Below are 16381 nucleotides of genomic sequence, written 5' to 3'. Positions count from 1 at the left end.
TACAATTCATAAGTTTAAAGTAACCACTCAATAAACTTTCTATTTGAATGTAATCATAATGTATAAAGCAATACTCGTGCCAAACTGAATTAAATCTTTATTTTCTTTTTTTCTTTATTATGGTACTTTGTAGCAACAAATTTGACTTATGCAAAACCAACCTTTATTTACGGACGATACTATAGTTTTTGGATTATTAATGCTTGCCCTTGGTTTCATTTTTTATACAGAATCGAGAACATCGGGGTTTTGGCACAAATTTTATAAGATAGTCCCTGGTTTATTTATGGCGTACATGATTCCTGCTTGTTTTACAACATTAGGGCTCATAGCTCCTGAATGGGAAACTACTAATAAATCTGGAGAAATCATTACACACAGCTCTAATTTGTATTATGTATCTAGTCGTTATCTGTTGCCTGCGGCTTTAGTATTAATGACTTTAAGTATTGACCTTAAAGCTGTGTTTAATTTAGGGTGGAAAGCATTAATTATGTTCTTTACAGGAACCATAGGTATAATTATTGGTGGCCCTATAGCGATTTTATTAATCTCTATGGTTTCTCCTGAAACTGTTGGCGGAATTGGTCCAGATGCTGTTTGGAGAGGGCTTTCTACTCTAGCGGGTAGCTGGATTGGTGGTGGTGCTAATCAAACCGCTATGCTAGAAATATATGGTTATAATCAAAAACTTTATGGAGGCATGGTGTTTGTTGATATCGTGGTTGCAAATATCTGGATGGCATTATTATTAATTGGAATAGGAAAAAGAGAACGTATCAATAAATGGTTAAAAGCAGATACATCATCAATAGAAGCGTTAAAAGAAAAAGTATCTGATTTTTCTGAAAAAGTAAAACGTAACCCTAGCTTAACAGATTTAATGATTATTGCTGCCATTGCATTTGGTACAGTAAGTATTGCTCATTTATGCTCAAACTTCTTAGGTCCATTTTTTGATAATGTTGTTGCGAACATAGAATCACCAACAACTAGAAATATTTTTACCTTTTTAAGTTCAAAATTCTTTTGGATGATAAGCACATCTACGATAATTGCAATCTTATTGTCATTTACAAAAGCTAAAACTTATGAAGGTGCAGGAGCTAGTAAATTTGGTAGTGTATTTATATATATTCTAGTCGCTTCAATCGGAATGAAAATGGATTTAACTCTTATTTTCGACAATGTGGGCTTAATTGCCATAGGTGTTGTTTGGATGAGTATTCATGCTGTGCTCTTAATTATCGTAGCTAAACTAATAAAAGCACCTTATTTCTTTTTGGCCGTTGGTAGCCAAGCTAATGTTGGAGGTGCGGCATCTGCTCCAATTGTTGCATCGGCATTTCATCCTTCATTAGCTACGGTTGGTGTTCTACTAGCTGTATTTGGTTATGCCGTAGGCACCATAGCTGCAATTGCTTGTACTATTTTAATGGAATTAGCTGCAACAAGCTAGCTTTTAAATAAAATTTTAAGATATTTACGCTCTTAAATTTTAGAAATGAAAAAAACAGCATTCTTACTTCTTGCTTTTTTATTAGCGGCATGTGGAGAGAAACAACACGACTTAACTGTAAAAGCCAATATAGAAGGATTAAAAAAAGGAACCGTTTATCTTAAAAAGATAAAAGACACCACACTAATAACTATTGACTCACTGGTTATAAATGGCAATTCCATTTTTGAGCTACATAGTCCTATAGATACTCCTGAAGTTTTCTATCTATATTTAGATAAGCATAGTACTGAAAAAGATAGAATTACATTTTTTGCGGATAAAGGCATTACAGAAATTAATACAACACTGAAAAACTTTGTTTTTGATGCAAAAATAAAAGGTTCAGAACAGCAAAAAAAGCTAGAAGAATACAGAGCTATTATTTCTAGAATAAACAATCGAAACCTAGAATTGATTAAAGAAAGTTTTGAAGCTCAAAAAGAGGGCGATACTGCAAAGTTTAATGCTGTCCTAAAAGAATCTGACGGGGCTTTAAAACGAAAATACTTATATACAGTAAATTTTGCATTAAATAATAAAGATAGTGAAGTAGCTCCTTATTTGGCACTTACCGAAATATACAACGCACAAGTAAGATTCTTAGACACCATAAACAATTCATTAACTACAAAAGTTAGAGCGTCTAAATATGGAAAAGAATTAAACTTATTTATTGAGAAAATAAAGAAAAACGAAAAAACCAATTAATTATTGGTATAACAAAATATCCTCATAAAAAAAAACCTCACATTAAGTGAGGTTTTTTTTATGAGCCGATGGAGGGACTCGAACCCACGACCTGCTGATTACAAATCAGCTGCTCTAGCCAGCTGAGCTACATCGGCGTTTTTGTGGGTGCAAATATAATCGCAAAAATAATATTTGCAAGCTCTCCACTAAAAATTTTATCCTAATTTATTAATTTTCTCAATTAAAGCTCTTCCTTTTGTTTCTAACTCAGTATTGATAGCTTTAAAATGCGCTTTTGGATTATCAACATTTTTAGCATTTACCTTTACTATTAACTCATCAAAAGTTTCAATTGCCTCATCAATAATTGCTTCACTTTTCTTGGTGTCTTTGTCTGTATTCGAGTATTCCCAAACATAAACTGCTTCTATAATATCGCCTAAAACATAATTGATATCTTTTTTTAGGTCTCTAACATTTGCCATTTTTTGTGTTTTTAAAATTTCAACAAAAATAAGTAATTATTTCCCAGAATAGGTTACAAAATTTCTTGGAGTTTCATAAAGTGTAACTTCTAACTCTAATTGTTTATCAATTTTTGGTTTTATCTTGTTATAAATTATAACCGCAATGTTTTCAGCAGTAGGGTTTAAGTCTTTAAAATCAAGGACTTCAACATTTAAATTTTTATGATCGAAAGCATCTTCAACTTCACTTTTTATAATTTCTTTTAAAACTTTCATATCAATAACATATCCAGTTTCATTATCAATTTCACCTGTTACACTTACAATCAATTCGTAATTATGCCCATGAAAATTAGGATTATTACATTTCCCAAAAATGGCGTCGTTTTTCTCGAAACTCCAGTCTTTTCTGTACAACCGATGCGCTGCATTAAAATGTGCTTTTCTACTAACTGTTACTTTCATTAAGTTCCTATATTTATATGTTCGTAGAATTTATCAAAAATCACTTTAAACCATTCTGTATATAACTCAGGATGTAATGATATATCAACTTTTACGTCTTCCAAAGGCATCCATTTCCAACTTGCAACTTCATCTATATTAATAACCGGTTCACTATTGTATTTACCTAACATAACATGATCATATTCATGCTCAGTTAAACCATTATCAAAAGGTGCTTTATAAATAAATGAAATGGTTTCTTTCAAATCTACTACAAAGCCCATTTCTTCTTGTAAACGCCTTCTCCCTGCTTGAATATTGGTTTCGCCATCTCTTTGATGACTACAACAGGTATTCGTCCAAAGTCCTGGTGAATGATATTTATTTAGCGCACGTTGTTGCAACATTAGTTCGTTTTTATCATTAAAAACAAAAACCGAAAAAGCACGATGCAACAATGCCTTTTCATGTGCTTCCATTTTAGACATTAAACCAATTTGCTCATCCATTTCGTTAACAAGGATTACTTTTTCTTCTTTCATCTGTTAATTTCTATTTTCAATTTAGGTCAGATGTAATGCGTCAATAAACATATCGGTTGGCATCAACTTAATGTTATTTCTCATTTCATAGTTAAACAAAAATACAAACAAAATTATAACTTGTTAAATTACATTCTAATAAATATAAAAGCATTAAGATTGGGTATTTTAATTGAAGTTATTAATAGTATCTTTGCAACCCATTTGTATAAACATTTATGAGTTTTTTAAAAGAAATAGAACGCAGACGAACCTTTGGTATCATTTCCCACCCTGATGCTGGAAAAACCACTTTAACAGAAAAACTACTTCTTTTTGGTGGCGCTATACAAGAAGCAGGAGCTGTAAAAAGTAATAAAATTAAGAAAGGTGCTACCAGTGATTTTATGGAGATTGAGCGCCAACGTGGTATTTCGGTTGCTACTTCTGTTTTGGCTTTTGAATATGATGGTATTAAAATAAACATTCTTGATACACCTGGGCATAAAGATTTTGCAGAAGACACCTTTAGAACCCTTACTGCTGTTGATAGTGTAATAGTAGTTATTGATGTAGCAAAAGGTGTTGAGGAACAAACTGAAAAATTAGTTGAAGTTTGTAGAATGCGAAATATCCCTATGATTGTATTCATTAATAAAATGGATAGAGAGGGAAAAGATGCTTTTGATCTATTAGATGAAGTTGAGCAAAAATTAGGCTTAAAAGTGGTGCCTCTAAGTTTCCCGATAGGTATGGGTTATGATTTTAAGGGTATTTATAATATTTGGGAGAAAAACCTCAACCTTTTTAGTGGAGATAGCAGAAAAGATATTGAAGAAACCATTGAGATTTCAGATTTGACCTCTCCTGAATTAGATAAATTAGTTGGAGAAAAAGCAGCCAATACTTTACGTGAAGAAATTGAACTTGTTGAAGGCATTTATCCTGAATTTGATAAAGCTAAATATCTAAATGGAGAACAACAACCTGTGTTCTTTGGTTCTGCTTTAAATAACTTTGGAGTTAGGGAATTATTAGATTGTTTTGTTGAAATTGCTCCTAAACCAAGACCAAAACAGAGTGAAGAGCGTTTGGTTGACCCAAAAGAAGATAAGTTTACAGGATTTGTATTTAAAATACATGCTAATATGGATCCTAACCATAGAAACCGTTTAGCTTTTGTTAAAATTGTTTCTGGAGAATTTAAACGTAATGCACCTTATTTACACGTTAGGAATAATAAAAAAGTAAAATTTTCCAGCCCTAATGCTTTTTTTGCTGAAAAGAAAGAAATAGTGGATATCTCCTACCCTGGTGATATTGTTGGTTTACAAGACACCGGAACTTTTAAAATTGGTGATACTTTAACCGAAGGTGAAATTTTAAACTATAAAGGTGTTCCTAGTTTTTCGCCAGAACATTTTAGATATATTAACAATGCAGACCCTTTAAAATCTAAACAACTAACTAAAGGCGTAGACCAACTCATGGATGAAGGTGTTGCCCAATTGTTTACTTTAGAACTTAATGGCAGAAAAGTAATCGGTACCGTTGGAGCGCTTCAATATGAAGTCATTCAATATAGATTAGAGCATGAGTACGGAGCAAAATGTACTTATGAAAACCTAAATGTTTTTAAAGCATGTTGGGTTGATCCTAAAAACTCTAAAACTGACGAATACAAAGAATTTATTAGAGTTAAACAACGCTTTTTAGCTAAAGACAAACAAAATCAACTTGTGTTTTTAGCTGATTCATCATTTTCATTACAGATGACACAGCAAAAATATCCAAATATTAAACTTCACTTTACTTCAGAATTTGATTAAAACAAGATGTATATCGTTTATTAATAAGTTCAAAAGGTCTTTTTAACGAGTATTCTAAACACTTAACTACTCTATTTTTAAATTTAGGGAATACATCATAAACCCCAAAATGATTAAACTATGAAAATTAGCGATAAAGAATTCAGCAATGCTGATATCACTGTAACCTACGACCCTTGTGTATGTACTCAATCCGAAACTTGTGCCAAAGAACTTTCCAATGTTTTTAGAAATTCAGTAATCCCTTGGGTTGACCTAGATGGCGCTTCTTCTGAAAAAACAATAAAACAGGTAAAAAAATGCCCATCTGGTGCATTACAATTTTACGCTAATAAAGAAGTGGCTTAATATTATTCAAATTGGTATTAGTGAAATCTGCCATAAAAAAAAGCCTTTGAAAATATTTTCAAAGGCTTTTTTTTTTTTATGCTTGACCCGTTGGCCCAAAATTTAATGGTATTGGTGGTTGTTCATAATCTTTAATTTCTCCATGAGCGCTTTCAAATCTAGCGACATTATCTGCTAAAGCTTTTAGTAGACGCTTAGCGTGTTGGGGCGTTAGTATTATTCGAGATTTAACCTTGCTTTTTGGCACTCCAGGCATAATGTTTACAAAGTCAACAACAAATTCAGAAACTGAATGATTTATTATTGCTAAGTTGGAATATGTCCCTTCTGCAACCTTCTCATCAAGCTCAATATTAATTTGACCTTGCTTTTTATTATCTTTTTCGTCTGCCATAATCTTAATAACTTAATTTAATTAAAAAAGCCTTCAAGTTAATTTACATGAAGGCTTTTGTTTTATAGATTTCCGCCTTCCTGCCTACCAGCAGGCAGGCGCGGGAAGACAATATTTAATTATAATTTAATTCTTGTTTTACTTGCATCATTTCGTCAAACTCTTCTTTAGAGCCAACAATAATGTCTTTGTAAGTTCTCATACCTGTACCTGCTGGAATTCTATGTCCAACAATTACATTTTCTTTCAAGCCTTCTAAAGAATCAACTTTACCAGCTACTGCTGCTTCATTAAGAACTTTAGTTGTTTCCTGGAACGATGCCGCAGAAATAAATGACTTAGTTTGAAGCGATGCTCTTGTAATACCTTGTAGTATTGGCGTAGCCGTTGCTGGTTGTGCATCTCTAGCTACTACAAGATTTTTATCTTCACGACGTAATATAGAATTTTCATCTCTTAAATCACGAGGCGAAATAATTTGTCCTGCTTTAAGATTTACTGAATCTCCTGCATCTTCAATAACTTTCATTCCAAAGATATCATCATTTTCTTTAATGAAATCTGCTTTATGAGCCAATTGATCTTCTAAGAATATAGTATCACCAGAATCAATGATTCTAACTTTACGCATCATTTGTCTTACAACAACTTCAAAGTGCTTATCATTAATTTTAACACCTTGTAAACGATATACTTCTTGTACTTCGTTAACTAAGTATTGTTGAACCGCTGAAGGGCCTTTGATATTTAAAATATCGTTAGGCGTAATAGAACCATCAGACAAAGGCATACCTGCTTTTACATAATCATTTTCTTGTACAAGAATTTGATTAGATAACTTTACTAAGTATTTTTTAACATCACCTAACTTAGATTCTACTATAATCTCACGGTTACCTCTTTTGATTTTTCCGAAAGAAACCACACCATCAATAGCGCTTACAACTGCTGGATTAGATGGGTTACGAGCTTCAAACAACTCGGTTACACGTGGTAAACCTCCTGTAATATCACCTGCTTTTGCAGATTTACGAGGAATCTTAACTAAAATCTTACCAACAATAATTTTCTCACCATCATCAATCATTAAGTGAGCTCCTACTGGTAAATTATATGAACGTATAGTTTCACCTTTAGAATCTTCAATTATTAGTGTTGGAATAAGCTTTTTGTTTCTAGATTCAGAAATCACTTTTTCTTGGAAACCAGTTTGCTCATCAATTTCAACTTGATAGGTAACCCCTTGTTCAATGTTTTCATACCTCACTTTACCAGCAAATTCTGAAATAATTACACCGTTATAGGGATCCCAAGTACAAATCACATCACCTTTACTTAATTTATCGCCATTCTTAACATTAATAGTTGACCCGTAAGGAATATTATTTGTACTTAAAACAATACCTGTTTTCTTGTCTGTTAGCTTAAGTTCAGATGTTCTAGAAATAACGATATCAATATCATTACCTTCATTATCTTGACCTTTAACTGTTTTTAAATCTTCAATTTCTGCAATACCATCAAACTTAACAGCCAATTTATTATCTTCAGAAATGTTACCAGCAATACCACCTACGTGGAACGTACGTAATGTTAACTGTGTACCAGGTTCACCAATAGACTGTGCAGCAACTACACCAACAGCTTCACCACGTTGTACCATTTTCCCAGTAGCTAGGTTACGTCCATAGCATTTAGAGCAAATACCTTTTAAAGCTTCACAAGTTAATGCTGAACGTACTTCTACACTCTCGATTGGAGAGTATTGGATAGCTTTAGCAATATCATCTTCGATTAATTGACCAGCTGAAACTAACAACTCATCAGTTAATGGATTATGTACATCATTTAATGATACACGACCAACGATTCTTTCTTCTAAAGTTTCAACAACTTCATCATTTTTCTTCAATGGTTCAACTTCAACACCTCTAAGCGTACCACAATCTTCTGTATTGATTATAACGTCTTGAGAAACATCTACTAAACGACGTGTTAAATAACCTGCATCGGCAGTTTTAAGTGCTGTATCGGCAAGACCTTTACGTGCACCGTGAGTAGAAATAAAGTATTCCAAAATTGAAAGTCCTTCTTTAAAGTTAGAAAGAATTGGGTTTTCAATAATCTCTCCTCCACCTGCATTAGATTTTTTAGGTTTTGCCATTAATCCACGCATACCTGTAAGCTGACGAATCTGTTCTTTAGATCCACGAGCTCCAGAATCAAGCATCATAAACACCGAGTTGAATCCTTGTTGATCTTCACGAATACGTTTCATTGACAATTCGGTCAATTCTGCATTTGTTGAGGTCCAGATATCAATAACTTGGTTATATCGTTCGTTGTTGGTAATAAGTCCCATATTATAGTTACCTGTAATACCATCAACTAAACCATTGGCTTTATCAATCATGCCTTGTTTTTCTGGCGGAATGATAATATCTCCTAAACTGAATGACAATCCGCCTTGGAATGCAAATTTAAACCCTAAAGTTCTAATTGCGTCTAAGAAATCTGCTGTTTCAGGAACTGATGTTACTTTAAGAATATCACCAATAATATCTCTTAATGACTTTTTAGTCAATACTTCATTAATATATCCTGCTGCTTGCGGTACATTTTGATTAAATAACACACGCCCTACTGTTGTTTCAATAATCATAGGAGCAAGTTTACCATCTTCGTTAATATCAATGGTTCTTACTTTAATCCCTGCATTTAAATCTACTCTTTGCTCATTGAAGGCTATTTCAACTTCCTCTGGAGAATAGAACGTTAATCCTTCACCTTGAATTGGCACTTCTGGAGTAGATTTACGTAACTTAGTCATATAATACAGACCAAGAACCATATCCTGAGAAGGTACTGTAACTGGTGAACCATTTGCTGGATTTAAGATATTATGAGATGCCAACATTAATAATTGACATTCTAAAATAGCTTCTGGCCCAAGTGGTAAATGTACCGCCATTTGGTCACCATCAAAATCTGCGTTAAATGCTGTACACACTAATGGGTGCAACTGGATGGCTTTCCCTTCAATTAATTTTGGTTGGAAAGCTTGTATACCCAACCTGTGTAGTGTAGGAGCACGGTTAAGTAGTACTGGATGTCCTTTAAGAACATTTTCCAAGATATCCCAAACCACTGGCTCTCTTTTATCTATAATTTTCTTTGCAGATTTTACTGTTTTTACAATACCTCTTTCAATTAATTTTCTAATTACGAAAGGTTTGTATAATTCAGCTGCCATATTTTTAGGCAATCCACATTCAAATAATTTTAATTCTGGTCCAACAACAATTACCGAACGTGCAGAATAATCAACACGCTTACCAAGTAAGTTTTGACGGAAACGCCCTTGCTTACCTTTAAGTGAATCTGATAATGATTTTAATGGTCTGTTAGAATCTGTTTTTACAGCAGAAGATTTACGTGTGTTATCAAACAATGAATCAACAGATTCTTGTAACATACGTTTTTCATTACGCAAAATAACTTCTGGTGCTTTTATCTCAACTAGTCTTTTTAAACGGTTGTTTCTGATAATGACACGACGATATAAATCATTTAAATCAGACGTTGCGAAACGGCCACCATCTAACGGTACTAAAGGACGTAATTCTGGTGGAATGATTGGCACAACTTTCATAATCATCCATTCTGGACGATTTTCTCTGTTATTGTTAGATTCACGTAATGCTTCAACAACTTGCAAACGCTTTAAAGCTTCCGTTTTACGTTGTTTAGATGTTTCTGTGTTTGCTTTATGACGTAATTCATAAGACAAAGCTTGTAAATCTATTCTTGCTAATAAATCAATTAAACATTCAGCACCCATTTTGGCTAAAAACTTGTTTGGGTCTTCATCATCTAAATACTGATTGTCTTGCGGAAGTGCTTCAAGAATATTTAAGTATTCTTCTTCGGTTAAGAAGTCCATTTTTTGTAATGGTTCACCTTCTTCATTTTTGGCATTACCTGGTTGAATTACTACGTAACGTTCGTAGTAAATTATCATATCTAATTTCTTAGAAGGTAATCCTAATAAATAACCTATTTTGTTTGGTAATGAACGGAAGTACCAAATGTGAGCAACAGGTACAACAAGGTTGATGTGCCCTACTCTATCACGACGTACTTTCTTTTCGGTTACTTCTACACCACAACGGTCGCAGACAATACCTTTATAACGGATTCTTTTATATTTACCACAAGCACATTCGTAATCCTTTACAGGACCAAAAATACGCTCACAGAACAAACCATCACGTTCTGGTTTGTGAGTTCGATAATTGATAGTTTCTGGTTTTAAAACCTCACCTCTAGACTCTGCTAAAATAGACTCTGGTGACGCTAAACCAATGGAGATTTTATTAAATCTCTTTACTGTATGCTTATCTTGTTTTCTTGCCATTTTTCTTAACTTTTCAGTCTCAGCCTAAGTATTCAGTATCTAGCATAAACTGCTAACTGGACACGGTGACTGCCAACTATTTTTTACTCCTCTAATCTGATATCCAAACCTAAACCTTTCAATTCGTGCATAAGTACGTTGAATGATTCTGGTAATCCTGGATCTGGCATTGGTTCACCTTTTACGATTGCTTCGTAAGTTTTGGCTCTACCAATTACATCATCAGATTTTACAGTTAAAATCTCACGTAGAGTACTTGATGCTCCATAAGCTTCAAGTGCCCAAACTTCCATCTCACCAAAACGCTGACCACCAAATTGTGCTTTACCACCAAGAGGTTGTTGTGTGATTAATGAGTAAGGTCCAATAGAACGTGCGTGCATTTTATCATCAACCATGTGACCAAGTTTCAGCATGTAAATCACACCAACAGTTGCTGGTTGATCAAAACGCTTTCCTGTTCCACCATCGTATAAATAAGTATGTCCGTATCTTGGAATTCCAGCTTCATCTGTAAACTCGTTGATTTGATCTATAGTTGCTCCATCAAAAATTGGAGTTGCATAAGTACGATCTAATTTTTGACCAGCCCATCCAAGAACTGTTTCATAAATCTGACCGATATTCATACGAGACGGTACACCAAGTGGGTTTAATACAATATCAACAGGCGTTCCATCTTCTAAGAAAGGCATATCTTCTTGACGAACAATACGAGCCACAATACCTTTATTACCGTGACGTCCTGCCATTTTATCACCCACTTTAAGTTTACGTTTCTTAGCAATGTAAACTTTAGCGAGTTTGATAATTCCTGCCGGTAACTCATCACCTACAGAAATGGTAAACTTCTCTCGGCGCAACGATCCTTGTAAATCGTTCTCTTTAATTTTGTAATTGTGAATTAAATCAGCAACCAAATTATTGGTATGCTCATCAGTAGTCCATTTTCCAGATACTAAATGCGCATAATCATCAACAGCATTTAACATCTTAAGTGTGAATTTTTTACCTTTTGGTAATACTTCTTCACCTAAATCGTTAAAAATACCTTGAGCAGTTTTTCCATTTACAATAGCAAAAAGCTTTTCGATTAAAACATCTTTTAAATCATCAAACTTTCTATCATATTGAGCTTCTAAAGCTAGAATATCATCTTTATCCTGAGCTCTTTTACGCTTATCTTTTACAGCTCTTGCGAACAATTTCTTTTCGATTACAACACCGTGTAATGACGGAGACGCTTTTAAAGACGCATCTTTTACATCACCAGCTTTATCTCCAAAAATGGCACGTAATAACTTTTCTTCTGGTGTTGGATCAGATTCTCCCTTAGGTGTAATTTTACCAATTAGGATATCGCCAGGTTTAACCTCGGCACCAACACGAATCATTCCGTTTTCATCTAAATCTTTAGTAGCTTCTTCTGAAACATTAGGAATATCATTGGTTAATTCTTCATTACCTAATTTAGTATCTCTTACATCAAGAGAATACTCATCAATATGAATAGATGTAAAGATATCTTCACGTACTACTTTCTCAGAAATTACAATAGCATCCTCAAAGTTATACCCTTTCCAAGGCATGAAGGCTACTTTCATATTTCTACCTAAAGCAAGCTCTCCTTTTTGAGTGGCATAACCTTCACATAAAACTTGACCTTTAGTAACTTTATTTCCTTTAACCACAATTGGTTTAAGATTGATCGAAGTCCCTTGGTTTGTTTTTCTGAATTTCACTAATTGATATGTTTTAATATCACTATCAAAACTTACTTTAGCTTCATCCTCTGTACGGTCGTATCTAATTTTAATTTCATTGGCATCTACGTAAAGTACTTCACCATTTCCTTCCGCATTAATTAAAACACGGGAATCTGATGCTACTTGACGTTCTAGACCTGTACCAACTATTGGCGCTTGAGGCAATAATAATGGTACAGCTTGACGCATCATGTTTGATCCCATCAAGGCTCTATTCGCATCATCATGCTCTAAAAATGGAATTAATGATGCCGAAATAGATGATATTTGATTTGGCGCTACATCAGTATAATGTAATCCTGCTGGATCAATTACTGGGAAGTCACCTTCCATTCTAGCAATTACCTTTTCATGTAAAATCTTTCCGTTGTCATCAACTTCAACGGTTGCTTGAGCGATTAGTTTATCTTCCTCTTCTTCAGCACTTAAATATATTGGTGCGTTCTTAATATCAACGACACCATCGGTTACTTTTCTATAAGGGGTTTCAATGAATCCCATAGAATTCACTTTAGCAAAAACTGAAAGTGAAGAAATTAAACCAATATTTGGTCCCTCAGGAGTTTCAATAGGACATAAACGTCCGTAGTGTGTATAGTGAACATCACGTACTTCAAAACCTGCTCTTTCTCTTGATAGACCTCCAGGCCCAAGAGCTGACAAACGACGCTTATGCGTGATTTCGGCTAGTGGATTGGTTTGATCCATAAATTGAGACAACTGGTTTGTTCCAAAAAATGAATTAATTACTGACGATAATGTCTTAGCATTAATTAAATCGATTGGAGTAAACACCTCGTTATCACGAACGTTCATACGTTCACGAATAGTACGTGCCATACGTGCTAAACCAACACCAAATTGAGATGATAATTGCTCACCTACAGTACGTACACGACGGTTTGATAAGTGATCAATATCATCAATCTCAGCTTTAGAATTGATAAGCTCGATTAAATATTTTATAATCGTTATAATATCTTCTTTGGTAAGCACTTGCTTATCCATTCCGATATCTAACTGTAATTTTTTGTTCATTCTGTAACGTCCAACTTCCCCTAAAGAGTATCGTTGGTCAGAAAAGAATAATTTATCTATGATACCACGTGCTGTTTCCTCATCCGGCGGCTCAGCGTTACGTAATTGTCTATAAATATGTTCAACGGCCTCTTTTTCAGAGTTTGTTGGATCTTTTTGAAGTGTGTTATGAATAATAGCATAATCACCTTGTTCTGCACTTTCTTTATGTAAAAGGATAGTTTTTACATCAGCTTCAAGAATTTCTTCAATATTTTCTTTATCTATAACCGTATCACGATCAAGCACAATTTCATTACGCTCAATAGATACAACCTCACCAGTATCTTCATCAACAAAATCTTCATGCCATGTATTCAACACACGTGCGGCCAATTTTCTTCCTACGTATTTCTTTAGTCCAGATTTCGATACTTTAACTTCTTCAGCTAAATCAAAAATCTCTAAAATATCTTTATCACGCTCAAATCCGATAGCACGGAAAAGCGTTGTAACAGGTAGTTTCTTTTTTCTATCAATGTAGGCATACATTACTTGATTGATGTCTGTAGCAAACTCAATCCAAGATCCTTTGAATGGTATCACCCTTGCTGAATATAACTTTGTTCCATTGGCATGGAAAGATTGACCAAAGAAAACACCAGGTGAACGGTGTAATTGAGATACAACAACACGTTCTGCACCGTTGATACAAAACGTACCAGAAGGCGTCATGTAAGGTATAGTTCCTAAGTACACATCTTGAACAATGGTCTCGAAATCCTCATGTTCAGGGTCGGTACAATATAACTTTAACCTTGCTTTTAGCGGAACGCTATAGGTAAGTCCTCTTTCAATACACTCTTCAATAGCATATCTTGGTGGATCTACGAAGTAATCTAAAAATTCTAAAACGAATTGATTACGTGAATCTGTAATTGGAAAGTTTTCCATGAAGGTATTATATAAACCTTCATCACCTCTTTCTTCAGATTTTGTTTCTAATTGGAAAAAATCCTGGAAGGATTTAATCTGAATATCCAAAAAGTCTGGATAATCTGTCTTATTTACAATAGACGAGAAATTTAATCTTTCAGCTTGTGTTGATAACATCAATGGACGGAATTATGATTAAAAAATAATGATAGTGCTTTAAAACACTAATTAAACTGCAAAAAACAAGTCAATTATTATGAGTTGTTTTCTAATACATTTAGCGTACATATATTATACGCAAAATGGTCTAGGTCTGATAGCACATGCTCCAGACCTAAACCTTTATGTTTTTGAGTTGTTAAGCTTACTTTAACTCAACCTCAGCTCCAGCTTCTTCTAAAGATGCTTTTAAAGCCTCAGCTTCATCTTTAGTTACAGCTTCTTTGATTGCACTTGGTGCATCATCAACTAAACCTTTAGCTTCTTTTAAACCTAAACCAGTTAATTCTTTAACTAATTTTACAACAGCTAATTTAGAACCACCTGCTGCTTTTAAAATAACATCAAATTCAGTTTGAGCTTCTTCAGCTTCTCCACCTCCAGCAGGACCAGCCACAGCAACTGCAGCAGCAGCAGCAGGCTCGATACCATACTCATCTTTTAATATAGTTGCTAACTCATTTACCTCTTTTACAGTAAGGTTAACTAATTGTTCTGCGAAATCTTTTAAATCTGCCATTTTTCTATCGTTTTAATAATTTTGTAATAATATATTTGTAATAAAGTGCGTACTATTTAATACTACTATCCTTCTTTTTCAGATAGTGTTTTAAGAATTCCAGCTATAGTTCCTCCACTTGATTTAAGTGCAGAAATAACATTTTTAGCAGGCGATTGTAATAGTCCAACAATCTCTCCAATCAATTCTTCTTTAGATTTGATATCTACTAACATGTCTAATTGCTCATCGCCAATATAAACAGCTTCCTCAATAAACGCGCCTTTTAATAAAGGTTTGTCAGATTTTTTACGGAACGTTTTTATCAACTTAGCTGGTACATTACCTGTTTCGGAATACATCACAGATGTATTTCCTTTAAGCACTGTTGGAAGCTCTCCAAACTCTCTGTCTGAAGCTTCCATTGCTTTTGCAAGTAATGTGTTTTTAACAACTGCCATTTTTACGTTTGCTTTAAAAGCAGCACGACGTAAATTTGAGGTTGTACCTGCGTTTAATCCTGAAATATCTGCTAGGTAGATATTTGCATTATTAGCTAATTCTGCAGTTAAGTCCTCAATTACTTGTGATTTTTCTTCTCTTGTCATAATTTAAAGTTTTAACTTAATTAACCAATTTTAGGATCAACAGCAATACTTGGGCTCATTGTAGAAGACATAAATATGCTTTTTACGTAAACTCCTTTTGCAGTTGTCGGTTTTAGTTTCATTAATGTTGTTAATAATTCATTTGCATTTCCTGCAATTTTATCAGCACTAAATGATGCTTTTCCAATAGCAGCGTGTACAATACCAGTTTTATCAACTTTAAAGTCAATTTTACCAGCTTTTACCTCTGTTACAGCTTTAGCAACATCCATAGTTACCGTACCAGTTTTTGGGTTAGGCATTAAACCACGAGGGCCTAACACACGTCCTAAAGGACCTAATTTACCCATAACACTTGGCATAGTAATAATAACATCAACGTCTGTCCAACCACTCTTGATTTTATCAAGATACTCGTCTAAACCAACGTAATCTGCTCCAGCTTCTTTAGCTTCGGCTTCTTTATCTGGTGTTACTAATGCTAATACTTTCATATCTTTACCAGTACCATGTGGTAATGAAACCACACCTCTTACCATTTGATTAGCTTTACGTGGATCTACTCCTAAACGCACTGCTAAATCAACTGATGCGTCGAACTTAGTATTGGTAATCTCTTTTATTAATGCTGATGCTTCATCAACAGAATAGATTTTACCTTTTTCAATTTTTGCTAAAGCCTCTTTTTGCTTTTTTGTTAATCTTGCCATTTTCTAATGTCT

General features: G+C 34.0%; 13 protein-coding genes and 1 tRNA gene. 4 read left to right on the top strand and 10 right to left on the bottom strand.

Annotation, left to right across the window (positions count from 1 at the left end):
* Positions 1–148: 148 nt before the first annotated feature.
* Complete coding sequence (locus ABD935_RS09145; RefSeq protein WP_345191588.1) at positions 149–1459, top strand: DUF819 family protein; 1311 nt, start codon at positions 149–151, stop codon at positions 1457–1459.
* A 45-nt stretch (positions 1460–1504) separates the two neighbouring features.
* Positions 1505–2209, top strand: a complete 705-nt coding sequence (locus ABD935_RS09140) for a DUF4369 domain-containing protein (RefSeq protein WP_345191587.1) — start codon at positions 1505–1507, stop codon at positions 2207–2209.
* Positions 2210–2272: 63 nt separating this feature from the next.
* On the opposite strand, the gene ABD935_RS09135 is transcribed toward ABD935_RS09140, so the two are convergent.
* The 4 genes from ABD935_RS09135 to idi all read right to left on the bottom strand — a co-directional run bounded on the left by ABD935_RS09135 (position 2273) and on the right by idi (position 3647).
* A tRNA-Thr gene (locus tag ABD935_RS09135) sits at positions 2273–2346 on the bottom strand.
* A gap of 60 nt (positions 2347–2406) precedes the next feature.
* Positions 2407–2676 carry a hypothetical protein gene (locus ABD935_RS09130; protein ID WP_345191586.1) on the bottom strand — a complete coding sequence of 90 codons (270 nt, stop codon included), beginning with the start codon at positions 2674–2676 and terminating at the stop codon, positions 2407–2409.
* A 36-nt stretch (positions 2677–2712) separates the two neighbouring features.
* On the bottom strand, positions 2713–3123 hold the full coding sequence (locus tag ABD935_RS09125; RefSeq protein ID WP_345191585.1) for a 6-pyruvoyl trahydropterin synthase family protein: 411 nt from the start codon (positions 3121–3123) through the stop codon (positions 2713–2715).
* Positions 3123–3647 (bottom strand): isopentenyl-diphosphate Delta-isomerase, encoded by a 525-nt coding sequence (idi, locus tag ABD935_RS09120; protein ID WP_345191584.1) that lies wholly within the window; start codon positions 3645–3647, stop codon positions 3123–3125. The genes ABD935_RS09125 and idi overlap by 1 nt, the downstream gene beginning before the upstream one ends.
* A 218-nt stretch (positions 3648–3865) precedes the next feature.
* On the opposite strand from idi, the gene ABD935_RS09115 reads away from it, so the two are divergent.
* Positions 3866–5455, top strand: coding sequence for a peptide chain release factor 3 (locus ABD935_RS09115; protein WP_345191583.1), 1590 nt, complete (start codon positions 3866–3868; stop codon positions 5453–5455).
* A 120-nt stretch (positions 5456–5575) separates the two neighbouring features.
* Positions 5576–5803 carry a (4Fe-4S)-binding protein gene (locus ABD935_RS09110; RefSeq protein ID WP_345191582.1) on the top strand — a complete coding sequence of 76 codons (228 nt, stop codon included), beginning with the start codon at positions 5576–5578 and terminating at the stop codon, positions 5801–5803.
* 76 nt (positions 5804–5879) lie between these two features.
* Here ABD935_RS09110 and ABD935_RS09105 read toward each other — a convergent pair whose 3' ends face one another.
* The 6 genes from ABD935_RS09105 to rplA all read right to left on the bottom strand — a co-directional run bounded on the left by ABD935_RS09105 (position 5880) and on the right by rplA (position 16369).
* Positions 5880–6197, bottom strand: a complete 318-nt coding sequence (locus ABD935_RS09105) for a DUF3467 domain-containing protein (protein WP_345191581.1) — start codon at positions 6195–6197, stop codon at positions 5880–5882.
* Positions 6198–6312: 115 nt separating this feature from the next.
* Positions 6313–10614, bottom strand: coding sequence for a DNA-directed RNA polymerase subunit beta' (rpoC, locus tag ABD935_RS09100; RefSeq protein WP_345191580.1), 4302 nt, complete (start codon positions 10612–10614; stop codon positions 6313–6315).
* A gap of 83 nt (positions 10615–10697) precedes the next feature.
* Complete coding sequence (rpoB, locus tag ABD935_RS09095; protein WP_345191578.1) at positions 10698–14510, bottom strand: DNA-directed RNA polymerase subunit beta; 3813 nt, start codon at positions 14508–14510, stop codon at positions 10698–10700.
* 187 nt (positions 14511–14697) lie between these two features.
* On the bottom strand, positions 14698–15072 hold the full coding sequence (rplL, locus tag ABD935_RS09090) for a 50S ribosomal protein L7/L12 (protein ID WP_300248778.1): 375 nt from the start codon (positions 15070–15072) through the stop codon (positions 14698–14700).
* A gap of 65 nt (positions 15073–15137) precedes the next feature.
* Complete coding sequence (gene rplJ, locus ABD935_RS09085) at positions 15138–15659, bottom strand: 50S ribosomal protein L10 (protein WP_345191577.1); 522 nt, start codon at positions 15657–15659, stop codon at positions 15138–15140.
* Between the two features lie 20 nt (positions 15660–15679).
* Positions 15680–16369 carry a 50S ribosomal protein L1 gene (gene rplA, locus ABD935_RS09080; protein ID WP_345191576.1) on the bottom strand — a complete coding sequence of 230 codons (690 nt, stop codon included), beginning with the start codon at positions 16367–16369 and terminating at the stop codon, positions 15680–15682.
* Positions 16370–16381: the final 12 nt, after the last annotated feature.

Source organism: Algibacter agarivorans, assembly GCF_039543245.1.
In the GTDB taxonomy this organism is placed as follows: Bacteria; Bacteroidota; Bacteroidia; order Flavobacteriales; family Flavobacteriaceae; genus Algibacter_G; species Algibacter_G agarivorans.
This window is presented reverse-complemented; position numbering and strand designations above follow the sequence as displayed.